Origin of the sequence: Syntrophotalea sp. (assembly GCF_050253115.1) — a bacterium.
Lineage (GTDB): Bacteria > Desulfobacterota > Desulfuromonadia > Desulfuromonadales > Syntrophotaleaceae > Syntrophotalea > Syntrophotalea acetylenica.
The window spans coordinates 23,663-44,018 of the sequence record NZ_JBFWJQ010000004.1; the positions used below are offsets into that span (position 1 = coordinate 23,663).

22 protein-coding genes are annotated in these 20,356 nt (G+C 60.9%); 12 read left to right on the plus strand and 10 right to left on the minus strand.

The window, feature by feature from the left end:
• Positions 1-36: 36 nt before the first annotated feature.
• From AB7E65_RS00950 to AB7E65_RS00970, 5 genes are all read right to left on the minus strand, one after another.
• A complete protein-coding gene (locus tag AB7E65_RS00950) occupies positions 37-1,155 on the minus strand; it encodes a hypothetical protein (protein WP_428745098.1) in 1,119 nt (372 codons plus the stop codon).
• Between the two features lie 88 nt (positions 1,156-1,243).
• Positions 1,244-2,383 (minus strand): MalY/PatB family protein, encoded by a 1,140-nt coding sequence (locus AB7E65_RS00955; RefSeq protein ID WP_428745099.1) that lies wholly within the window; start codon positions 2,381-2,383, stop codon positions 1,244-1,246.
• Positions 2,376-3,038 (minus strand): L-fuculose-phosphate aldolase, encoded by a 663-nt coding sequence (locus AB7E65_RS00960; RefSeq protein WP_072286723.1) that lies wholly within the window; start codon positions 3,036-3,038, stop codon positions 2,376-2,378. The genes AB7E65_RS00955 and AB7E65_RS00960 overlap by 8 nt, the downstream gene beginning before the upstream one ends.
• A gap of 22 nt (positions 3,039-3,060) precedes the next feature.
• Positions 3,061-3,645, minus strand: a complete 585-nt coding sequence (locus AB7E65_RS00965) for a MarC family protein (RefSeq protein WP_072286722.1) — start codon at positions 3,643-3,645, stop codon at positions 3,061-3,063.
• 110 nt (positions 3,646-3,755) lie between these two features.
• A complete protein-coding gene (locus AB7E65_RS00970; protein WP_083558611.1) occupies positions 3,756-4,220 on the minus strand; it encodes a YiiD C-terminal domain-containing protein in 465 nt (154 codons plus the stop codon).
• Positions 4,221-4,615: 395 nt separating this feature from the next.
• Between AB7E65_RS00970 and AB7E65_RS00975 the strand changes: the two genes are divergently transcribed.
• The 4 genes from AB7E65_RS00975 to AB7E65_RS00990 all read left to right on the plus strand — a co-directional run bounded on the left by AB7E65_RS00975 (position 4,616) and on the right by AB7E65_RS00990 (position 7,839).
• Positions 4,616-5,242 (plus strand): MarC family protein, encoded by a 627-nt coding sequence (locus AB7E65_RS00975; protein WP_072286721.1) that lies wholly within the window; start codon positions 4,616-4,618, stop codon positions 5,240-5,242.
• A 105-nt stretch (positions 5,243-5,347) separates the two neighbouring features.
• Positions 5,348-6,244 (plus strand): metal ABC transporter solute-binding protein, Zn/Mn family, encoded by an 897-nt coding sequence (locus tag AB7E65_RS00980; protein ID WP_428745100.1) that lies wholly within the window; start codon positions 5,348-5,350, stop codon positions 6,242-6,244.
• Positions 6,237-6,980, plus strand: coding sequence for a metal ABC transporter ATP-binding protein (locus AB7E65_RS00985; protein ID WP_072286719.1), 744 nt, complete (start codon positions 6,237-6,239; stop codon positions 6,978-6,980). Before AB7E65_RS00980 ends, AB7E65_RS00985 begins: the two co-directional genes overlap by 8 nt.
• Before the next feature lie 10 nt (positions 6,981-6,990).
• The gene (locus AB7E65_RS00990) at positions 6,991-7,839 is read left to right on the plus strand and encodes a metal ABC transporter permease (protein WP_072286718.1); all 849 of its coding nucleotides are present in this window, start codon (positions 6,991-6,993) and stop codon (positions 7,837-7,839) included.
• 18 nt (positions 7,840-7,857) lie between these two features.
• On the opposite strand, the gene AB7E65_RS00995 is transcribed toward AB7E65_RS00990, so the two are convergent.
• The 4 genes from AB7E65_RS00995 to AB7E65_RS01010 form a co-directional block, all read right to left on the minus strand.
• Positions 7,858-8,859, minus strand: coding sequence for a hypothetical protein (locus AB7E65_RS00995; RefSeq protein WP_072286717.1), 1,002 nt, complete (start codon positions 8,857-8,859; stop codon positions 7,858-7,860).
• A gap of 33 nt (positions 8,860-8,892) precedes the next feature.
• The gene (locus tag AB7E65_RS01000; protein WP_072286716.1) at positions 8,893-9,486 is read right to left on the minus strand and encodes a phospholipid scramblase-related protein; all 594 of its coding nucleotides are present in this window, start codon (positions 9,484-9,486) and stop codon (positions 8,893-8,895) included.
• Positions 9,487-9,600: 114 nt separating this feature from the next.
• Entirely contained in the window at positions 9,601-9,702 is a 102-nt protein-coding gene (locus tag AB7E65_RS01005) for a universal stress protein (RefSeq protein WP_268807478.1), read from the minus strand.
• A gap of 12 nt (positions 9,703-9,714) precedes the next feature.
• Positions 9,715-10,047, minus strand: a complete 333-nt coding sequence (locus tag AB7E65_RS01010; protein WP_072286714.1) for a TRAP transporter large permease subunit — start codon at positions 10,045-10,047, stop codon at positions 9,715-9,717.
• A 49-nt stretch (positions 10,048-10,096) separates the two neighbouring features.
• On the opposite strand from AB7E65_RS01010, the gene AB7E65_RS01015 reads away from it, so the two are divergent.
• On the plus strand, positions 10,097-10,885 hold the full coding sequence (locus AB7E65_RS01015) for a TatD family hydrolase (RefSeq protein WP_428745101.1): 789 nt from the start codon (positions 10,097-10,099) through the stop codon (positions 10,883-10,885).
• A 33-nt stretch (positions 10,886-10,918) separates the two neighbouring features.
• Positions 10,919-11,677, plus strand: coding sequence for a tRNA threonylcarbamoyladenosine dehydratase (locus AB7E65_RS01020; RefSeq protein WP_072286713.1), 759 nt, complete (start codon positions 10,919-10,921; stop codon positions 11,675-11,677).
• Positions 11,678-11,799: 122 nt separating this feature from the next.
• Here AB7E65_RS01020 and AB7E65_RS01025 read toward each other — a convergent pair whose 3' ends face one another.
• Positions 11,800-12,117, minus strand: a complete 318-nt coding sequence (locus AB7E65_RS01025) for a dodecin (protein WP_327191971.1) — start codon at positions 12,115-12,117, stop codon at positions 11,800-11,802.
• A 754-nt stretch (positions 12,118-12,871) separates the two neighbouring features.
• Here AB7E65_RS01025 and AB7E65_RS01030 point away from each other — a divergent pair.
• From AB7E65_RS01030 to AB7E65_RS01055, 6 genes are all read left to right on the plus strand, one after another.
• On the plus strand, positions 12,872-14,098 hold the full coding sequence (locus tag AB7E65_RS01030; RefSeq protein ID WP_072286712.1) for a porin: 1,227 nt from the start codon (positions 12,872-12,874) through the stop codon (positions 14,096-14,098).
• A 488-nt stretch (positions 14,099-14,586) separates the two neighbouring features.
• The gene (locus AB7E65_RS01035; RefSeq protein WP_428745102.1) at positions 14,587-15,594 is read left to right on the plus strand and encodes a hypothetical protein; all 1,008 of its coding nucleotides are present in this window, start codon (positions 14,587-14,589) and stop codon (positions 15,592-15,594) included.
• A 217-nt stretch (positions 15,595-15,811) separates the two neighbouring features.
• Positions 15,812-16,777 carry an SHOCT domain-containing protein gene (locus AB7E65_RS01040; RefSeq protein ID WP_428745103.1) on the plus strand — a complete coding sequence of 322 codons (966 nt, stop codon included), beginning with the start codon at positions 15,812-15,814 and terminating at the stop codon, positions 16,775-16,777.
• Positions 16,778-16,856: 79 nt separating this feature from the next.
• Positions 16,857-18,698, plus strand: a complete 1,842-nt coding sequence (locus AB7E65_RS01045) for a UbiD family decarboxylase (protein WP_428745104.1) — start codon at positions 16,857-16,859, stop codon at positions 18,696-18,698.
• Positions 18,699-18,840: 142 nt separating this feature from the next.
• Positions 18,841-19,767: a PLP-dependent cysteine synthase family protein gene (locus tag AB7E65_RS01050; RefSeq protein ID WP_072286708.1), complete on the plus strand. Its 927-nt coding sequence runs from the start codon at positions 18,841-18,843 to the stop codon at positions 19,765-19,767.
• A 135-nt stretch (positions 19,768-19,902) separates the two neighbouring features.
• The gene (locus AB7E65_RS01055; protein WP_072286707.1) at positions 19,903-20,322 is read left to right on the plus strand and encodes a MarR family winged helix-turn-helix transcriptional regulator; all 420 of its coding nucleotides are present in this window, start codon (positions 19,903-19,905) and stop codon (positions 20,320-20,322) included.
• The last annotated feature ends 34 nt before the right edge of the window (positions 20,323-20,356 follow it).

The window sequence follows — 20,356 nt, forward strand, 5'->3', positions numbered from 1 at the left end:
CAGCCTTTTTTACATCCGTACCGTTACCGCGGCAGCTCAGACGACACGCACCCGGGCAAAGCCCCCTTTTTCGGTGCGCAGATTGGTCACCTGTCCACGATACAGGCGGGCACCGATGCCAAGAATGCGGTCCCGGTAGACAAACAGCCGCAGATCGGTTTTCATCGGCGGGTCATCGTCCGCACCATGGGTCAGCGATGGAGGCACCAGCTGTTGCGCCAGGGTAGTGGCGGGGTCGAGTTGCTCGAAACGTTTGCGGGAAATTTTTTCACCGACCAGCACCCCGCGGCTGCCGAACCGGTCAACCGGCTTGAACACCAGTGCGCGACGCTCTTGCCAAAGGACGTCGGCCTTTTCGGTGGCCAGCAGGCGGCTCTTCGGCACCAGGCGCAGCAGCAAAGCGGCATCTTCTTCCGCCACACCCAACGCGCCAAGCGCCTGCGGATCGGACCAGAGCACCATGCGCCTTTTATCCCCCAGCAGGCCGTAAGCAAAAGGGTTGGGCGACAGACAGACACTGCCGGCCAGGTAAGCAGCACGGATGCCGGTCATGGCATCCTCCTCAAGATAAAAATCGCAATGGCGATTATAGATCATGTCTACCGGTCGGTTGTCCAGCCACACGCCGTCAGCCCCGGCCTGCAACCGACATGGATCCACGACGTCGGCATCAACACCCCAGGCGCGGAACAGATCCGCAAAGACCTGCATCTCCCGGTAAAGAAATTGCTGCGAAGGATTTTCGTCAAGGATGGCAATGCGCTGCGGGCGTGTCCGTCGCCCGCCGGAAAATGCCCGTATCTCTTCCGCGAAAGGCCCGAGAAAAGCAGCTTTGAACTTGTTGTTGAGCCCGGCAAGCGCCGATACCTCGTCCGCATGTTGCGCCAGTAAAGACAGCAGAGCGCCACCGGCATTGGTATTGACCTCGATGAGACGCGGTCCGTCTTCGGTCAGGTGAAAATCGTAGCCCATCATCACCGCATCGTGGCCCGGGTCGAAGCGGGCCACTTCCGGCAGCCGCGGCAGGACCGCCTTGCGGTAGGCGGGCAGGCGGCCGAGGCGATACAGGGTGCGCACGGCAAGGATCATGGCACGCAAATCGCGGCGCGGCAGATGAACGGTCAGATCGCTGATGGCTTCTCGGTATAAAGGCATGTCATATTTTCTCTCTGTACAGATTCCGAAGCGTCCCTGTACCCAATACTTGTAATTTCGTGCCGGGACCTAGCGAGCTGACCTGTGTCTATCGGCATGTCAAGGCTTTGCGCATCCGCTCCAGGCCCTGCTCAAGCAAAGACCGCGGACAGCCGAAATTGAGACGCACGAATCCCGGCGCGCCGAATTCACGACCGTCGGACAGCCCCACGCCGGCCTGCTCGAAAAAACCCGCCGGGTCGTCGATCCCGCTATCGCGCGCATCGATCCAGGCCAGATAGGTCGCTTCCCCCGGAATGCAGACCAGTCCCGGCATGGCCTTCACCGCCCCGGCAACCAGGGCGCGGTTGCCGCGCAGATAGTCCAGAAGCGCGGCATGCCAGGCGCCGCTGTCCCGGTAGGCGGCCAGGGCGCCGATGTAACCGAACAGGTTGACGTAGGGCACGATGCCGGCCATGGCACGCTGGAAGCGTTGCCGCAGGCCGGCATCGGTGATCAGCGCGAAAGCGCAGTTCAACCCCGGCAGATTGAAGGTTTTGCTCGGGGCCATGAGGGTTATGGTGCGGGCCGCGATATCGCCGCCCAGGCTTGCCGCGGGAAGATGCGCGCAGCCCGGCTCCAGCACCAGGTCGCAGTGAATCTCGTCGGAACACAGCACCAGATCGTGACGCTGGCAGAGTTCTGCCAGCCGCCCCAGTTCACCGGGGGTGAAAACCCTGCCGGTGGGATTCTGCGGACTGCACAGCAACAGCAGCCGCGTCGCCGGAGTGACGGCCGCTTCCAGTGCTTCGAAATCGATCCGCCAGCCTTGCCGTTCCCGCACCATGGGCACCGTCGCCAGTTTGCGGCCCGACAGGGCCGGCGCGGACAAAAATGGTGGATAAATGGGGGTCATGGTCAGCACTTCGCTGCCGCCGTCGCCCACCGCCCGGCAGGCGACGTTCAGGCCGACCACCAGGCCGGGCAGCCAGACCAGGTCTTCCGCCGCCACCCGCCAGCGGTAACGCTCCCACATCCGGATCAAAATCCCCTCCACCAGTTCCGGAGGCGCATGGGTATAGCCGAAGATGCCGTGAGCGGCACGTTTCCCCAGGGCCTCCAGCACCGCCGGCGGCGCGGTGAAGTCCATGTCCGCCACCCACAGCGGCAACACATCGCGGTCGGCATAGCGATCCCACTTGAGGGAACCGGTGCCGCGCCGATCGATAATGCGGTCGAAGTCAAACATCGTCATCTTCCCTGGCGGGTTGCCCATAGGTCGCAAACCGCTCCAGCACGCGGTTCATCTCCTCCTCCGGCAGGATCACCGGGTTGCCGACCGATCGCGCCTGATAATAGATGCGCGCCACCAGTTCGATCTCCTCGGCGGTATTAAAAGCCCGTCCCAGATCGGCGCCGACGGCGACCAGCCCATGGTTGGCGAGCAGCACAGCATTGCAGGCGCCGATCCCCTCGGCTACATTGCGGGCCAGCTCGGCGGTACCGAAGGTAGCGTAGGGCGCCAGCGGCACCTTATGCCCGGAAAACCCCACCAGGTAATGCACGGCCGGGATCTCCCAGCCGAGACAGGCCATGGTGGTGGCATACACCGAGTGGGTGTGCAGCACGGCCTGGACATCCGGACGTTTGCGATAGAGGGCAAGATGGAATCCCAGTTCGCTGGACGGTTTGCAACGGCCTTCGACAAACTGTCCGTCGAAATCGGTGATCACCACATCCCGCGCCTGCAGATCGGAATATTCGATACCGCTGGGGCTGATGGCGACCCGCCCCGCGGCGCGGTCGCAGATACTCAGATTCCCGCCCGACCCGGTGGTGAGCTGCGAGGTGAGCATCTTGCATCCGTAGCGGACGATGGCTTCGCGTTGTTGCTGCATCATCATGTTCGCTGTCCTTGAACGGGGTTCAGGCAAGAAAATTTTTCAGGCCGGTGAAAAAGATCTGCGCGGCAATGGCCGATACGAACAGGCCGGTCAGCTTGGTCAGAATCGTCAAGCCCTGCTGCCCCACCAGTCGCTCCAGCCTTCCGGACATGATCAGCAACAGGCCGACGGTCGCGATGGCGGCCAGCATGGCGCCGGCCGTCACCAGACGCGCCGCGAGGTTTTTGGGCTCCGCCGCCATGACCAGCAGGGCACCGATGGTCCCCGGCCCCACAGCGATGGGAATCGCCAGGGGCACGACCGCCACGTCCTCGCCGGGCGCGGGCGGCGTCACGGCGGTCGGGCCGCGCACCATGTTGACCGCCGAAAGGAACAATACCGCGCCGGCACCGATGCGGAAGGCATCGAGGGTAATGCCGAACAGGGCGAAGATATGCCGGCCGAACAGATAAAGCACAAACACCGCCAGCACGATGGCCACCGTCACCTTGCCCGCCGCCTTCTGCCGCTCGGCGGAGGAAAAACCGCGGGTCAGGGACAGAAAGGCAGAGATGACGAAAAACGGTGTCAGGATTACAAACAGTTTGAGGTAAACATTCAGAAACATGGCATCCCTTGCGACCGATGGTTGAACGTTCCGCCCGGCGGCTCAACCGCTGCAGGACATAAAAAAACCTTTTCGTAGCCTTCTGCCATGACGCCCGTCATGAACATATATCATCCAGCGCCCTTGCGGCGCACGGCGTATTTTCCGCGATAGCGGACTTTTTCCTCCCCCTCCTGAAAAATGGACGCCGTCAAAGCGATTCGGGCCCGCCCCCTCTGCAGCAGGGACCTTTCGAACGAACAGCGGCCATCCTCATCAGGGACCGGTACCAGAGCGTAAAAGTCGCCGGTGACCGGTGCGATATATTGCATGTCGCTTTCGAACACCGCCACCTCGCAAGGACATGATGCGGCATCTTCAGCCAGCAGCGTCGCCAGAGCCCACCCGGCAAAGGTCACCAGGGTCGCCAGCGAACCGGCAAATCCGGTCCCCTTGTCGTTGAGATTGGGCGCCAGAGGCGCGTCCATGCGCAGGGTCCTGCCGTCCCATGCCGTAATGCGCAGCCCCATATGGCGCGTCACGGGGATCTGCAGCCAGAAACGCTCATTCATTTGCCGGGGAATATCGGTCTTCACCCTGCTCTCCTGTCTCTGCGAAAACAACAGAGGGCCAGGTCTCTCAGACCGGCCCCCGGATCATCATGCTTTGCAGCGGTCCCGCTTGTCGCCGGGGAAAACAGCTGCGCCCGGACACTTTTTTCTAGTCTTTTACCTGGCGCATGTCAAGCGCCTTGTCCCGATACGCCTTTCCGGGAAGACACGCTGCGAAACATGGGCAAATAAGTTGCTGTCATGAAAATCACCCTATGCTAGACTCGTTTGCATCGGGAAACGGTTTTTTACCGCCTTGGCGGTATCAATCCGCAGGCTTGCTTGTCACACTGAAAGATTGCCCGTTTCCCGGATGAAAACCACGCTGTGTCCATCCGGCAGGGTGCTGTTGCACCGCCTTTTCACAACAGGTCTGCGGCATGTCAAATTTCATTTCGTCCACCAACATCCTGCACGACGTTCTGCTGCTGCTGGCGGTAATCAATCCTCTGGGCAACATCCCGGTATATCGCGACCTCACCAGCGGCATGGACACCGCCAGGCGCCGCACCATTCTCCGCCTGGGAGTCGGAACCGCCTGGATCATGATCCTCGGTTTTGCCCTTGTCGGCGACTGGAGCCTCCAATATCTGTTCGAGGTAACGCTCGACGAGTTTCGCGTTGCCGGCGGCATTCTTCTGTTTATCGTGGCGGTGCGGGGCGTCATGCGCGGGTCCCTGGCGGAAAACCTGCTGTCCGAGGATTTCCGTACCCGCGCCATTTTCCCTCTGGCTTTTCCCATCATCGTCGGCCCGGGGACCCTGGCCGTCACCATCATTCTGGCGCAGAACAGCGGGCCGCTGCACATGCTGCTGGTATCCATCGCCAGTTGCCTTATGGTCTACCTCATCGGCATCAGCTCCCACTGCCTTATGCGGCTGATCGGCGGTTATGCGGCCATGATCATCCCGCGGCTGCTGTATATATTCCTCGCGGCCAAGGCTGTCGCCCTGATCATGCAGGGGCTGACGGGGTTTCTCCGGGAGATACTGCAGCATGCGGCCTGAACCACCCTCCACCATCCGATTCCGGGCTACCATGTTATAATTGGCGCACGGTATTTGTTGCGGACGTTTCTTTAGGATCTCGTTTCTTTTTGGGAGCCCAATATCATGCATCGATGGATCCTGCCGTTAATCGGCCTGCTGATCGTGCCGTCCTGGTCCCTGGCCGCCGAACCGCCCCCGCTCCGCGTATTTGTCAGCGTTCTGCCGCTGAAATACCTGGTCGACCGGGTAGGCGGTACCCATGTGGATACCGACGTGATGGTCGGGCCGGGGCAGAGTCCGGCCACTTACGAACCGACTCCCCGGCAGATGAGCCGCCTGGGGAAAACGGACCTTTACTTCAGGGTCGGCGTTCCTTTTGAGCGCGTCTGGATACGGCGTCTGGCCGATCTCAACCGCAACATGAGCATTATCGACCTGCGCGACGACCTGCCGTTGCGCCGCCTTGAAGACCACCATCATGAAGATGACGGCGGAGCTCATCGGGAGCCCCACCAGGAAAGCGCCCTCGATCCGCACGTCTGGACCAGCCCCACGCTGGCATCCGACATGGCCCGGCATATTTGCGAGGCACTCTCGGCACGGGATCCGCGGCATGCCCCGGACTACCAGTCCGGGTACGAGACCCTGGCCGCGGACCTGAAAAACCTCGACAGCCGGCTGCGCAACCGTCTGGCCGCCATCAAAAACCGCAAGTTTCTGGTGTTCCACCCCTCCTGGGGTTATTTCGCCGATGCCTACGGGCTGGAGCAGATCGCCATCGAGAACGCCGGCAAGGAGCCGGGTCCGCGCGCCCTGGCAAGGGTCATCGCCCTGGCCCGGCAGGAAAATATCCGGATCATTTTTGTGCAGCAGCAGTTCAGCCGAACCACCGCCAGCACCGTCGCCCGCGCCATCGGCGGCAAGGTTGTGGTCGTCGATCCGCTGGCGGAAAATTATATTGAAAATCTGCGCAGAGCGGCCGATGCCTTCTTTCTCGCCCTGGACGATCGTCATGAATGAACCTGTCATTACCCTGGAAGACGTTTCTTTCCGCTACGAAGAACATGCCGTACTGCTGGATATCAACCTGACGGTCCACGCTCAAGAGTTTCTCGGCATCGTCGGCCCCAACGGCAGCGGCAAAAGCACCCTGCTCAAAATCATGCTCGGGTTGCTGACACCGCAGAAAGGACAAGTCCGCATTTTCGGCGTACCTCCCGTCGAAGCGCGGCTGCGGGTCGGCTATGTGCCCCAATTCATTACCTTCGATCGTAACTTTCCGATCAACGTTCAGGAAACCGTCCTGCAGGGACGACTCGGGAAAACCCGCCTGGTCGGCGGCTACCGGCGCGAAGATCACCGCATCGCGCGGCAGGCTTTGGAGGAAGTGGAGCTTGGCGACCTCGGCAAACGCCCCCTCACCGCCCTGTCCGGAGGCCAGCTGCAGCGGGTTCTCATCGCGCGAGCCCTCGCCTGTCAGCCGGAAGTCCTGATCCTGGATGAGCCGACGGCGCATATCGACCCCAAGATCGAAGAAGGGGTTTTCGATTTGCTGAAACGCCTCAACCAACGCCTCACGGTCCTGGTCGTATCCCATGACATCGGCTTCATCACCCGTTACATTACCCGCGTTGCCTGCCTCAACCGCACACTGGTTTGCCATGCCACGTCGGAACTTACCGGCAGCATGATCGAGCAACTGTATGGCGGGCCGCTACGGGCGGTGCACCACGACACCCTGCTGCACACCCACTGAAGGTCGCGATATGCTGTCTACATTTCTCGAAGCCCTGATCTCCCAGCCGTTCATGCAGCACGCTCTGATCGGCGGACTGCTGGCCAGCATCGCCTGCGGCGTGGCCGGTTCCTACGTCGTGGTGCGACGTATCGGTTATATCGCCGGGGGTATCGCCCACGCGGTTCTCGGCGGCATGGGACTGGCCTACTTCCTGGGCCGCAGTCCGGTAGGCGGCGCCATCTGCGCCGCCCTGGTGGCCGCTCTGATTATCGGGCTGGTCAGCATCCGCTGGAAAAAACAGGAAGACACCACCATCAGCGCCCTGTGGGCGGTCGGCATGGCGCTGGGGGTGCTGCTCATCGCCCGCAGCCCCGGTTACAACGTGGATCTGATGAGTTATCTGTTCGGCAACATCCTGATGATATCACGGGAGCATCTTTGGCTGATTTTCTGGCTGGATATGGGGATCGTGCTGCTGGTCATATTGTTTTTCAAACAGCTGCTGGCGGTATCCTTCGATGAGGAATTCGCCGAACTGCGGCAGGTTTCGGTCAATATTTTTTCGTTGCTGCTGCTTTGCCTGGTAGCTCTGACCGTCGTCATCCTGATCCAGGTGGTCGGACTTATCCTGGTCATCGCCCTGCTGGCCCTGCCGGCCGCCATCGCCGGCCATTATGTCCAGTCCCTGAGCCGCATGATGCTTATCGCCACCCTGCTGGGGGGGCTGTTCATCACCGGCGGGCTAGCGGTATCCTACCAGTACGATCTGCCCTCCGGCGCCACCACCGTGCTGCTCACCGGCCTGGCCTACCTGGTTTCGTCGGTGGGCATCAGTGTCTGGCGGCGCTGGCAGCTTGGACGGAGCGGCCGGAAATGATGGCTGCGTTGCGCAGCATCACGGAAGTCCTGACGCCTTTTCTCCGACGGCTGCCGGCGCCCTCTGGCAGGGCTTTTCAGCATCCATCCTGAACAGGGTGGAGCCCCGGCCCTCCGAAGTCAGATACAGGGCGTTATCCCTGTCGAAGGCGATAGCTTCGGGCTGAGGCAGAAGATCGAGCGATGGCAGCGCGAGAACCTGTGGCGCGCGGGCCATGGCGTCAGCCCAGGATTGGCGGCTGTCTTTCCGATAAAGCAGGGCCTCCCTGTAGGTCAGAATCACCATGGCTCCGCCGTCTGCCCGGATATCAAGCGCCGTGGGCCAGGGGCGAGGGATAAAAGACGTTTGCCGGCCTGCGTCGCCAGTCAGACGCAGGCTGCCCATTTCCACAAGGCGGCGGGCAACCTGCAACCGGCCAGGTTCTGATGGCAGCAAGGGCACCTGGTAAAAAACCGGCGGATCGGTCCGCTTGCTCAGCAGCAACACCAGACCGACCTGCGAATCGACCGCCACCCCCTCGCAATCCCGCGGACCGTCCTCATACCGCAGACGTATACTCCAGGCCGGTGACACCTCGCCGGTGAAGCGGCCATCCGCGCCGGGTACCGGCTCAGGCACGGCATGCAGCAGCACTTCCGGGCGCAGCCCCCGGTTATCGCCAACATCCGCGATCAGCAGATAAGGCTGATTGCGCCAGGTGAAGCTGGCCAGATCCTCCCAATCGATATTTTCCACACCTTTGATACGCAGTTCGCCGAGAGCCTGACCCTGCAGCCCCAGGGCGAACAAATGCGGGGCGTTGCCGCTGTCATTCACGGCCCACAATACTCCGTCCATCCTGCGGGAAGCGGCCAACCCTGAAATTTCATGCAGGTCGGCGGCGCAAATCCGCCCAACCCCACGCGCGGCACGGTATCCCGCAGGCTGCCCTTCGCCGGGACAACCCCGGGGTGATGCCGGAGCGGCGCAACAGCACAATCCCAACCATCCCGCCATGACCAGTACATGCCAGCTTTTCACCGTGCCCCTCCATCCCAAAGGTCATCCTGGATGTCAGCGTTTTTCGAAATGGACGAAATCAATCAGGAACACCGCGGCAAGCAGCAGGCTTTTGTGCGCATCGCACCAGCCGGGAGGGAAGGTCACGCCAAAATTATCCGCGTCGGTAAATCCTTCCTTCAGCAGGCCGCTCCATTTTTTGCATATTTTGCCCTGCGGCATGCCACCCTTGCGGATCTCGAAGGTCCAGGGATGCAGCAACGGTCCGTACAATTGACAGAGCTCCTGTTGCTGGCAGTCCGTCACCGTGTAAATGCGCCGCAGCAGTGCAAAACGCCGACGGATGGTCCCCAGATCCCGGCCCTCGGCATCGGTCACTGCCGCTTCGTGAAAGTAGAAACGGAAAGGACGCCGAACGGCAAGCTTGCATGCCCCGTCAGCGGTCACGATTTTCAGTCGGAAAGGACGCATGGCCTTCAGAAACCAGCGCAAAAGAATATTGCCCGGCTCCTCCCTGGCCAGAAACAGCTCCCGCCCTTCGGCATCGAAAATTTTGTAGCGATTTCGGGTTTCGAATCCGGTAAGAATCTCACCCCATTCCTTTTTCTGGCTGATCACCAGTCCGGCGACCTGACTCAATGTCTCCATGCGCAGTCTCTCCTACAGGGCAACCCGGAACGCGAGTGGCCGGGGTTCAGACACGAAGGCCGTCCGCAGCAACGGCAGACGGCCAGCAAGCATGCCGCCATGCGGCGCGCAGGCTCAGAACAGCAGCACGGGGCAACGTACCCGGTGCAGCGCATGATTGGTCACGCTGCCGAACAGCACATCGCGCACTTCCCCGGCGGTGCGGCGGCCCAGCACCAGCAGTTTCGCCTAGATGGTGGCCAAGGAAACAACAATCTTCTGCATGTCCCCGTGGATGGAAATCTCGACGATAAAGACATAGGAAAAGGCCGCCACTACCGCCTCGTTGGCGGTAAAAACGCCTGAGTAATTACCGCCGAAAATCAGCAGGGGCAGCAGCAGCGCCCACACGCTTTCGCGCAGCACCGCGAGTAGTTCCCGCGGCATGGGACGCTGCCGGGTCTGCCGCCCCCGCCTTACACCGCTCCATTCAAAAATCAAACCCTGTATTTTTCGGGATTTCGGGAGTCTATCCGCCAGGCCAGGGGAAATCAAGGGCAAAATCGGGTCTTTACGCCTCATGAAATCCCGGACTTCCGCGCTGCGGGCGCCTGTGCTAGCATATCCCGCTATGGAAACCTGCACGACGCTGTTCGACACGCATGTACATCTCGACCTCCTGCCCAGTCAGCTGGATCCCGTGCAGGAGGTGGCACGGGCCAACCGGGCGGGCATCGACCGCTTTTTGATACCGGGCGTGCAGCCGCGTGACTGGCACCAGCTGCTGGAGGTGGCGAACAGCGTGCCGGGCGCCCTGGCGGCTTTGGGAACACACCCGGTTGCCGCCCGCCAATGGGACCGTGACGCGGCGCGGCGCCTGGAAACCCTGCTGACCCGACGGAAGGTGGTGGCGCTCGGCGAAATCGGCCTGGACGGCACTTCCGGCATGCCTCCGGCAGAGGTGCAGGAACAGGCTCTGCGGCAGCAGATTCGCATCGCCGTCAGCGCCGGGCTGCCGCTGGTGCTGCATTGCCGCCGGGCCACCGGCCGCCTGCTTCAGATCCTGCACGATGAAGCGGCATCCCGCGTCGGCGGAATCTGGCACGGTTTTTCCGGCAGCTCGGAAACCGCCCGCGCCGCCATCGATCTGGGGTTCGGCCTGGCCTTCGGCGGTCCCCTGACCTGGCCCGACGCACGGCGGGGACCACAGGTGCTGCAAGCTTTGCCGCAGGCCTGGATCGTACTGGAAAGCGACGCGCCGGATCTGCCGCCCGCCCCCCACCGGGGAGAAAGCAACCGCCCCTGCTACCTGCGCCTGGTCGCCGAGCGGATGGCCGCACTGCGACAATGGTCGCTGGACACAACCGCTTGCATCACTACCGGCAATGCTCTGCGCCTGCTGCGAATCAGGGCTGCCTGACCGCCCAGCGCCCGGAAAGGAATCCTCGCCGTTATGCACGAACACCGTTTCTCCCGGCTGGAACAGCTGATCGGCCGCGACGCGCTTCAGAATCTGGCCGGCAGGTCCGTCGCCGTGGTCGGCATCGGCGGCGTCGGCAGCTACGCCGCCGAGGCGCTGGCCCGTTCCGGCGTGGGGCATTTGACCCTGATCGACTTCGACAATATCGCCGCGAGCAACATCAACCGCCAGATTCACGCCCTGGAGTACACCGTGGGAAAAGCCAAGGTAGCGGTCATGGCGGAGCGCTGCCTGGCCATCAACCCCGAAATTGCGGTGCGCTCCCGCAACGCCTTCTATAGCGCGGATACCGACCAGGAGTTGCTTGGCGAGGGTTATGACTACCTGCTGGACTGCATTGACAGCATCAGCGCCAAGCTGCACCTGATCCAGAGCTGCAGGCAACGAAGCATCCCCGTCATATCCGCCATGGGCGCCGCCAACAAGCTCGATCCGACCCTGATCCGGGTCGGAGACCTGGCGCATACCCAGAAATGCCGCATGGCGCGCATCATCCGCAGGGAACTGGGGCGGCGCGGCATCCGCAGCGGCGTCAAAGTGGTCTATTCGCTGGAGGAATTCCGTCCTCTTGCCGAGGATTGTCACGACTTCGATAGCGCCACGCCCTCCACAACCGGGGCCAATGCGACCCGCCAGCGCGTCACCCTCGGAAGCACATCCTATATTCCTCCGATGTTCGGCCTGACCATGGCCGGCGAAGTCATCCGTACCCTGCTGGGCGAACGGCCGTGATGGTGGCGGGACGCCGCGGGCCATTAAAAAAGGGACACGCCGGGATGAAAAAGCTCGTGCCCCTTGCAAGGGTGCTGTTCGCCATCGTGCTGCCGCTCGGATAAAGCAGCTCCTTCGACTCCTTATTTGAGGTTGAAGGCCACCTTGAGAACCACCTGATATTCTCCGACTTCTCCGGCTTCGTTGACATGACCGCGCACTTCCTCGACCTCGAACCAGGAAATCCGCTCGAGGCTGTGGTGGGCCCGGTGCAGAGCCACCTTGATGGCCTCATCGATGCTGTTCGGGGATACGCCGATCACTTCCACCTTTTTGTAGACGCGTTCCTTGCCGTAGGTCATAACCCTGTCCTTTCCCCGGGGCTGTTCCCGGACAGCGGCTGCAGACGCCCGTCTCGCCGCGCAAAAGCCTTCGCCCAAACCATCGCTCACAAAAAGCATAGCAGACCTCCCCGAAAAATCTTCCTTTCGAGCAAAGCATCCACTTGATAAATCAAACATTTTTTGGTCGATGCCGTAAGCCTCTATTTGGGGGCCGACCAGCCTCTATCCGTCTGGATCGCTGCCTCAACCACGACAATGCGCCACAAAGGGTTGCAAATCGTAGCAGATCCGCTATAAGTACCTTCGATCCGTTTTGTGCCGTTGCTGGGCATTGACGGCTATCCAGGACGGCAGCAGGCACCTTCCGATGCATCCGTAACGGCACAAACCATGTCCGAGATGTAACAGAGCGTTATTTTTTGGATCACGATGTATCGTTTCAGCACAATAGCCAGCCGTTTACATTATTACATGCCTACCTAACCTGGCGTTTTTGTGCCTGTTTTTAAAACTCGAATGCCAACCGCTATTCTGGCACCGAAATTGCGCACAGTAAAACAGCTGTTTATTTTCTTGAGGCGGGACACTGAAGGGAGGTGAAAACGCAGAACGCCAAGCCCGCGCTCGACGCAGCAAGCTATTTCTATGGGAGGATTACCAACCAAGGACTTCCGATCAACGCCGGCAGGACAGGCATGCAGGCCTTCCCGCTCCGGAACTGCCCGAATCCGGCCGGGGCCGGCATCCCGCAACATCGGAAAACCGCGGTTACCTGCACACCGGGGCGCCCGGCGCCCGACCCGCCCGCAAGTGCCCGCTTGCGTGTGGGGAAAAAACTTTTTTCATTCTTGAATTCAGGAGGTAAGACCGCATGAAATCTCGCAGATTCAACATTCTGGCCGTCGTGGCCGCCCTGTTCTTCCTGGCCTCCAGCGCCCAGGCCGCCGTGGTTATCGGCGGCGCCGACGGCTGGTCCTTCAGTACCGACGGCCAGGTCAACCTGTTCGGCGTCTATCAGACCGGCGACAGCACTCCGGATAACGTCGTCAATCCTTTCCTCGGCTACACCGACGACGAAGGCTTCCGCCTCAAAAGCGGCTTTCTGCCCGCCTGCTTCGCCTTCAACATCAAGGCCCCGACCATCGGCGGTCTCGACATGGCGGCTCGCATCGGCTTCTACCCGGAACCGGCCAACGCCAACCTCAAGAACACCTTCGACGCCCAGATCGACCTGCGTGAAGTCTTCTTCACCGTCGACGGCAACTTCGGCCAGGTTATGGTAGGTAAAGGCCTGAGCCTGTTCCTCGGCACCAACCTGCTGGCGGAGCAGACCCTGCTGGGCGCCGGCCGTATGGCCGGCAACCTCAACGCCAACGTCGGCCCGACCCTCGGCCGCATCGGCTTCGGCTATGTCTATCCCCAGTTCAACGCCCAGGTGCGCTACACCACGCCCGACATGAACGGCTTCAAGGTGGCGGTCGGCGTGTATGACCCCAGCGTCATCGCTTCCGGCGTGCTTGGTGGCGGCGACTATACGGCCGAAGAGACCAAGCTGCCCCGTTTCGAGAGCGAAATCTCCTATGCCGGCACCTTCGGCGACGGCAACACCCTCAAACTGTACATGAATAACCTGTGGCAGGAAGCCAAAAACAAGGATGATGGCAAAGACGTTACCGCCTGGGGTGTCGGCGGCGGCGCCATCGTCGGCATGGGACCTTTTGAGCTGAGTGCCTCCGGTTTCACCGGCGAAGCCCTCGGCCGCAGCATCATGCTCGACACCGAAGCCCTCGACGCCACCGGCGAAGAACGCGAAACCTGGGGCTGGATCGTGCAGGGCATCTACACCTTCGGCCAGAACAAGCTCGGCATCAGCTACGGCGGCAACGAGTTCGAGGAAACCTCCTACGAAAAAGATGTTCGTGATGCCACCGGCACGGGCGAAATCGAATCCCAGTACCAGCTGACCGCCATGTGGACCCACGACATCAATGCGCACCTCAAGCTGGTGACCGAGATCAGCCACATCGAACTGGAGTGGTTCAACGGCGAGGAATGGAAAGTCGAGCAATTCAACGTCGGCGCCTTCTTCCTCTGGTAAGCACTGGCCAAAAGGCGCACCGCGCAAAACGGGGGCCGCGGATCAGATAGGCTATTCAGTGCATCGGCGCAACGTGCTATAGTCGGAGGCCAGAAACAGCTTCCGGATTTTTTCCGGGAAACATTCTCCGGTCGGAACCGAAAGGATAGCAAAATGCGCAAGTCGATATTCACCGCACTGATACTCATGACCGCGGCAACCGTGGGTTGCAGTTCTTCAAAACCCAAAATCAGCGAAAAAACGCTCATCAAATGCAGCGCCTGCGGCGCGCAAATGACGGTACATGAAGGATTGGAAGCTTACGAGACAAACCGCTAGCTTTTTGCTGGCTCTCGTCTCTTCCCATGAAAGCGGGTCGGCTTCGCTGACCCGCTTTTTCTGCCTGCATGCGAAATCAAATTTTGTTTGACCTTCAACCGATTCAACCCTATCATCCACTCGATACAGTAAAACCTGTTTTTTTTCGATTCAATCAAAGGAGATCGCAAATGGTGCGCAAGGGTGTTCTCGATAAATATGCAACGCTGTGCGGCAGTCTGCTTGTGGCGACGCTTCTAACACTTACCCTTGGCGGTTGCGGGACCACCCTGCTCGGCGGCGGAACACCCGAAATATCCTCCGTCATCTGGAAACATCGCGACCAGTATGTCCAGATCGAATCCCAGGACCGCGGTGTTAAACCCACGCCGCCCAACAACCATCCGGCCAACATTCCGGCAGACCAGCTGACGAACATACTGGGCGCACTCGAGGTTCATTTCGAGGGCCAGGAAAAACCCGTGCCGGTTTTCACCTTCAAAGAACTCGAGATACTGACACCGGCCATCAGCCAGGGCCTGGCACAGGCAACCCCCCGGGAGGACGTAACCTTCGCCATCCTCGGCATTCATCGGGGGCTGGTCTCCTTCACCCACGACCGTTCGATACTCACGGGCCGGCTGTTCGTACAGGATGGCAAACTCAACCTGATCATCGGCAGGCTGCACGAAGAGTATGATGAGGAAAAAGATCGCCGTGTCGATCCCTGGCTGCCCGGCAGCCGCGCCAAAAGCCGCCCGCTGCCGGTATTGAGCAAGCCATGGCAGGTGGTGTCGATACCCGGACTGGAGACCAAGCAGGTAGCCGGCGCCAATCGTCAGGACTGGCTGGTCATGACCCCCGATCCGCAACTCTGGAAAGCGGCCATCGCCCGCAAGACGGAAGCCGGCGAAGCAGCCAAGGCCGCCCTGCAGGAAGCCAGCCAGGTCCGCCAGGAGAGCGCCCAGATGAGCGCCGAACAGGAGCGCCTTCGCGCCGAGATGGAAGCCCTCAAACAGGAACTGCATACCATCAGGCAGACTCCGGCAGCCGTTCCCGTGGTGAGCCCGCCGCATCAGGCCGAGCCGACGGATTCCATCAAAAACCGCCTGCGCCAGCTGCAGGATCTGCGTAACGAAAAGCTCATCTCTGAAGACGAATACCAGGCCAAGCGACAGGAAATCCTCGACAGCCTGTAAGCTGTCGTAAATATTGGCGCACCATCGGGGAAGGGGCAAGGCTCCTTCCCCTTTTTTATTTGTGCAGCATGAATCCCGCCAGAACTGCCGCTCCTTGCATGCCGCCGCCACGCCAACGACGCAGAGCGTCAAAAACTGTTTGACCTCTTATGGATTCAATCCTATCATCGCCACATTACCGAACAGATTGTTTCCAATTCGATTCAAGGAGATTTCAATGGAGCGCATGACTGTTTTCGGCAGAATGGTGACGCTGAACCGGCGCGTGATCCTCGCGGCGAGTCTGGCTTTGAGCCTTGCCGGCTGTGGCAGCAACCTGCTTAACAACAAGGAAAACGCAGAAACCCATGCCCGGCCGGCCATCTGGCAGCATCAGCACCAGTTCGTGCGTATCGAAAGTCAGGACCGCGACAGCATACTGGTGCCGGCCAACGACCATCCCGCCAATTTTTCCGCCAACCTGATCCGCAAGATGCTCGACTCCCTTGAGGTTCAGTTCGAGGGCGAAGCAAAGCCGGTGGCGATGTTCAGCCCCGAAGAACTGGAAATCCTCGGTGCTGCCGTCAGCCGCGGCCTGGCCCAGGCCGGTCCCAGGGAAGATGTCACCTTTGCCATCGCCGGCATCCACCCGCGAAGCGGTTCCCGGGTGATCTCCACCGGGCGGCTGTTTGTCGAAAATGACAGGCTCAACCTGATCATCGGCGCCTTGCACGAACCCTATCCGGAAAGCGCGGACCCAAGCGGACCGCTGTTTGCGCCGGGCAGCCGCAAATACACCGCGCCCGACCAGGGCAAAACCAACGCCGGCTGGGCGATCATGGGCAAAATAGGCATGCAACACAAAACCGGCGGCGCCATTGCCAGCGATGTTGTCACACGGCCTGACTGGCTGATCCTCAACCCCACCCCGGATACCTTCCGTGAAGCGACCAAAATGTGGGAAGAAAGTGCTCAATACCAGTCAGAACAGCAAAAAATGCATCAGAAAATCGAGGAGATCGAGCAGTCCATCGAGCAGATAAAACAGACGCCGGCAAGCGGCGCGCCTGCCACCGCCGCCGGGCCGATGGAACTGGATAACATCGAGCAGCGCCTGCAATTTTTACAGCAACTGAAAAACAAGGGCCTGATCGACGACGCAGAATTCCGTACCAAAAAGCAGGAGATTCTCGACCGTTTTTAAATCAGGGTAACCGCGACAAGACGTGAGAAGGGGGGCGAAAGCCCCCTTTCCTTTTGACCTATACAGGGAAACGCCAACCATGGGCTATCGCAACCTGTCCGCATGTGTCCGCGATCTTGAACGCACCGGGCAACTGGTGCGCATCGAGGCTGAAGTCGACTCCCGCCTCGAGGTAGCCGCCATCCAGCGCCGGGTGTGCCAGGCCAAAGGGCCGGCTTTGTTGTTCACCCGTGTCAGGGGGTGCCGGTTCCCGATGCTGGCCAACCTGTTCGGCACCCTGCAACGAACACGTTTTCTGTTCCGCGACACCCTGGAGACCGTAGAGCGCATGCTGCGATTCGGCAGCGACCCTGTCGCGCTGCTGAAAAACCCTCGACTGTGGCCAGGCGTGTTGCTCAGCGCGGGCCACTTGCCGCCCCGAACCGTTCGCAAGGCACCGGTGCTGGCATACCGCACCAGCATCGATCAGCTCCCGCAACTGGTCTGCTGGCCCAAGGACGGCGGCCCGTTCATCACCCTGCCGCTGGTTTACTCGGAAAGTCCTGACGCTCCCGGATTCCGGCATGCCAATCTCGGCATGTACCGCGTACAACTGGCCGGCAACCGCTACCGTGTCAATCGCGAAGTCGGACTGCACTATCAGCTGCACCGCGGACTGGGCGTACACCATGCCCAAGCCCTGCGGCAACGGCAGCCCTTGCCCGTCAACATCTTTGTCGGCGGGCCGCCGGCCCTGACCCTGGCCGCCATCATGCCTTTACCGGAGGATATGCCCGAGATATGCTTCGCCGGTCTGCTTGGCGGCCGCCGTATGGAGATGCGGCCGCAGACCGGCCGGCCCGCCATTGCCGCCCAGGCCGACTTCTGCATCTGCGGCACTGTCCTTCCGGGCAAAACGCTGCCGGAGGGTCCCTTCGGGGATCACCTCGGCTATTACAGCCTTCAGCATGATTTTCCGGTACTGGAGGTAAAGGCCGTCTATCACCGTCCTGACGCCATCTGGCCCTTCACCAGCGTTGGCCGTCCCCCGCAGGAAGACAGTATTTTCGGTGCCTTCATCCACCAGTTGACCGCGCCGCTGATCCCCCGGCTGGTCAACGGGGTGCGGGCCGTGAATGCCGTGGACGCCGCCGGCGTACACCCCCTGCTGCTGGCTATCGGCAGCGAACGCTACACCCCCTACGAGCCACGCCGCCAGCCGCGGGAACTCCTTACGCAGGCCCAGGCCCTGCTTGGCACCGGCCAGCTCTCTCTGGCCAAATTTCTGTTGATCGCCGCCGCCGAGGATGCCAATGACCTGGATGTCGGTAACGTGGCAGGCTTTCTGCGCCACCTTCTGGAACGCGTCGACTGGCGGCGGGATCTGCATTTTCAGACCCGCACCAGCATCGACACCCTCGACTACAGTGGCCCGGCCCTGCACCAGGGATCGAAGGTCGTGATCGCCGCCTGCGGGCCCCCGATCCGTACCCTGCCCACCGGGTTGCCGTCCGACATGCCGCTGCCATCCGGCTATACCGCCCCGCGCCTGATTCTCCCGGGGCTGCTGGCCATCCAGGCACCGCCGGCAACCTCGCCCCGTGGCGAGGCGGATGCGCGCATCGAAGCTTTTTGTGCAGGCTTCGATGCCGGGCATCCGATCCTGCGTTTTCCCTGGATCGTACTGGTCGACAACAGCGATTTTTGCGCCCGGAGCCTGGAAAATTTCCTCTGGACCGCCTTCACCCGTTCCGATCCGGCCATCGACCTGTACGGCATCGAGGCAAAGACGCAGCTTAAACATTGGGGCTGTGCAGGCCCCCTGGTCCTCGACGCCCGCCTCAAGCCGCACCATCCTGAACCGCTGCAGGAAGATCCGGCCACCCTGCGGCGCATCGAGGACCTGGCGGCCCGCGGCAGACCGTTGCACGGCATCCTGTAAACGCCATCGATAAAAAACGGCGTTGTCTTCGGGGAGCAGTCTTTTGTAAGATGCATGACACTTGAGTAACCGCTGTGACGCAACGCCCTGCCCGCAAGGCTTTGTGTTTCTAAAAAATCGACCCGACAAGGCTGACAACTTCATGAAAATCGACCGCCCTATCGATCTGTGCAGCACCATTGGCAACACCCCCCTGGTGGAACTGACCAAACTCAATCCCAACCCGCGGGTGCGCATATTCGCCAAACTCGAAGGCAACAACCCCGGCGGCTCCGTCAAGGATCGGCCGGCCTGGCATATGATCCGCAAAGCCGAGGAATCGGGGGAACTGACCAGGGGAAAAACGATTCTGGAACCGACCTCCGGCAACACCGGCATTGCTTTGGCCATGATTGGCGCCGCACGCGGTTACCGGGTCAAGCTGGTGATGCCCGGCTGCGTCAGCCTGGAGCGCCGCGCGGTGCTGGAAGCCTACGGCGCCGAGGTGATCCTGTCGCCCCCCACTGAAGCCACCGACGGGGCCATCCGCATGGCGCATCGCGTTCTGGAACAGGATCCGGAAACCTATTACATGCCCAACCAGTACGCCAACCCCAACAACCCCCTGGCCCACTATCACACTACCGGCCCGGAAATTTTCGCCCAGACGGATGGGCAGATCGATGTCTTTGTGGCCGGCATGGGAACCTCCGGCACCCTCATGGGCACCGGCGCCTACCTCAAGCAGCAGAAACCGTCCGTTTCCATCATCGGCATCGAGCCGGTCATGGGGCACAAGGTGCAGGGACTGAAAAACATGCAGGAAGCCATTGTGCCGGCCATCTACAATCCGCAACAACTTGATGCCAAGCTCACCATCGATGACGATACGGCCTTTGAAACCGCCCGCCGGCTGGCTATCCTTGAAGGCATCTTCGCGGGCATGTCCAGCGGTGCGGCGGTTGCCGGCGCGCTGGAGATCGCCCGGGCCATGCACGGCGGCACCATCGTGACCCTGCTGCCCGATCGCGGTGACCGTTACCTGAGCACGACCCTGTTCCGGTCCACCTGCGCCTGCTGCCCGCCCTGATCGGACGCATTCCCACCTTCGCGACCACAAGCTTCGCCGCCTGACCCTTTTTTCGCGTATACGAAATTGACAGAAATGTTGCAGACCATATATTTTGTTAACCGAACTAACCATCAGGCCGGATGACATACCCGCATGAACCATCAGAACCGCATCATGGAAATTTTCGAAGTCGTCTCCCGGGCGCTGGTCAATGCCAAGGTGCAGAAACTGCGCAAAATCGGCGCGCGGGAAATCAACCTGACCCAGTTCCAGTATATCAATGCCATCAACCACAGCGACGATCTGACATGCAGCGGCCTGGCCAAAACGCTGGGTCTGAGCAAACCGGCGGTAACCGGCATCGTCAACAAACTCATCGAACAGGGCTACGTCACCAAGACCCGGTCCGCCAGCGACCGCCGCGTCTATTTCATCCAGCTTACCCGCACCGGAGAACAGGTGGCCAATGCCTATGAGGAAGCCTGCCGCGAATACATCCGGGGCATGGCCAGAGCCCTGACGGAAACGGAACTCGATCAACTCGTATTATTGATGGAAAAAGCTTTGCATTGAGCATGGCCGATCAGAACCGGATGCTTTGTTTCGA

Excerpts from the sequence above, each read along its gene's own strand:
- AB7E65_RS00950 (WP_428745098.1), bottom strand. The coding sequence starts at position 1,155 with ATGCCTTTATACCGAGAAGCCATCAGCGATCTGACCGTTCATCTGCCG.
- AB7E65_RS00955 (WP_428745099.1), bottom strand. The coding sequence starts at position 2,383 with ATGTTTGACTTCGACCGCATTATCGATCGGCGCGGCACCGGTTCCCTC.
- AB7E65_RS00960 (WP_072286723.1), bottom strand. The coding sequence starts at position 3,038 with ATGATGATGCAGCAACAACGCGAAGCCATCGTCCGCTACGGATGCAAG.
- AB7E65_RS00965 (WP_072286722.1), bottom strand. The coding sequence starts at position 3,645 with ATGTTTCTGAATGTTTACCTCAAACTGTTTGTAATCCTGACACCGTTT.
- AB7E65_RS00975 (WP_072286721.1), top strand. The coding sequence starts at position 4,616 with ATGTCAAATTTCATTTCGTCCACCAACATCCTGCACGACGTTCTGCTG.
- AB7E65_RS00980 (WP_428745100.1), top strand. The coding sequence starts at position 5,348 with ATGCATCGATGGATCCTGCCGTTAATCGGCCTGCTGATCGTGCCGTCC.
- AB7E65_RS00985 (WP_072286719.1), top strand. The coding sequence starts at position 6,237 with ATGAATGAACCTGTCATTACCCTGGAAGACGTTTCTTTCCGCTACGAA.
- AB7E65_RS00990 (WP_072286718.1), top strand. The coding sequence starts at position 6,991 with ATGCTGTCTACATTTCTCGAAGCCCTGATCTCCCAGCCGTTCATGCAG.
- AB7E65_RS01000 (WP_072286716.1), bottom strand. The coding sequence starts at position 9,486 with ATGGAGACATTGAGTCAGGTCGCCGGACTGGTGATCAGCCAGAAAAAG.
- AB7E65_RS01010 (WP_072286714.1), bottom strand. The coding sequence starts at position 10,047 with ATGAGGCGTAAAGACCCGATTTTGCCCTTGATTTCCCCTGGCCTGGCG.
- AB7E65_RS01015 (WP_428745101.1), top strand. The coding sequence starts at position 10,097 with ATGGAAACCTGCACGACGCTGTTCGACACGCATGTACATCTCGACCTC.
- AB7E65_RS01020 (WP_072286713.1), top strand. The coding sequence starts at position 10,919 with ATGCACGAACACCGTTTCTCCCGGCTGGAACAGCTGATCGGCCGCGAC.
- AB7E65_RS01025 (WP_327191971.1), bottom strand. The coding sequence starts at position 12,117 with ATGCTTTTTGTGAGCGATGGTTTGGGCGAAGGCTTTTGCGCGGCGAGA.
- AB7E65_RS01030 (WP_072286712.1), top strand. The coding sequence starts at position 12,872 with ATGAAATCTCGCAGATTCAACATTCTGGCCGTCGTGGCCGCCCTGTTC.
- AB7E65_RS01035 (WP_428745102.1), top strand. The coding sequence starts at position 14,587 with ATGGTGCGCAAGGGTGTTCTCGATAAATATGCAACGCTGTGCGGCAGT.
- AB7E65_RS01040 (WP_428745103.1), top strand. The coding sequence starts at position 15,812 with ATGGAGCGCATGACTGTTTTCGGCAGAATGGTGACGCTGAACCGGCGC.
- AB7E65_RS01045 (WP_428745104.1), top strand. The coding sequence starts at position 16,857 with ATGGGCTATCGCAACCTGTCCGCATGTGTCCGCGATCTTGAACGCACC.
- AB7E65_RS01050 (WP_072286708.1), top strand. The coding sequence starts at position 18,841 with ATGAAAATCGACCGCCCTATCGATCTGTGCAGCACCATTGGCAACACC.
- AB7E65_RS01055 (WP_072286707.1), top strand. The coding sequence starts at position 19,903 with ATGAACCATCAGAACCGCATCATGGAAATTTTCGAAGTCGTCTCCCGG.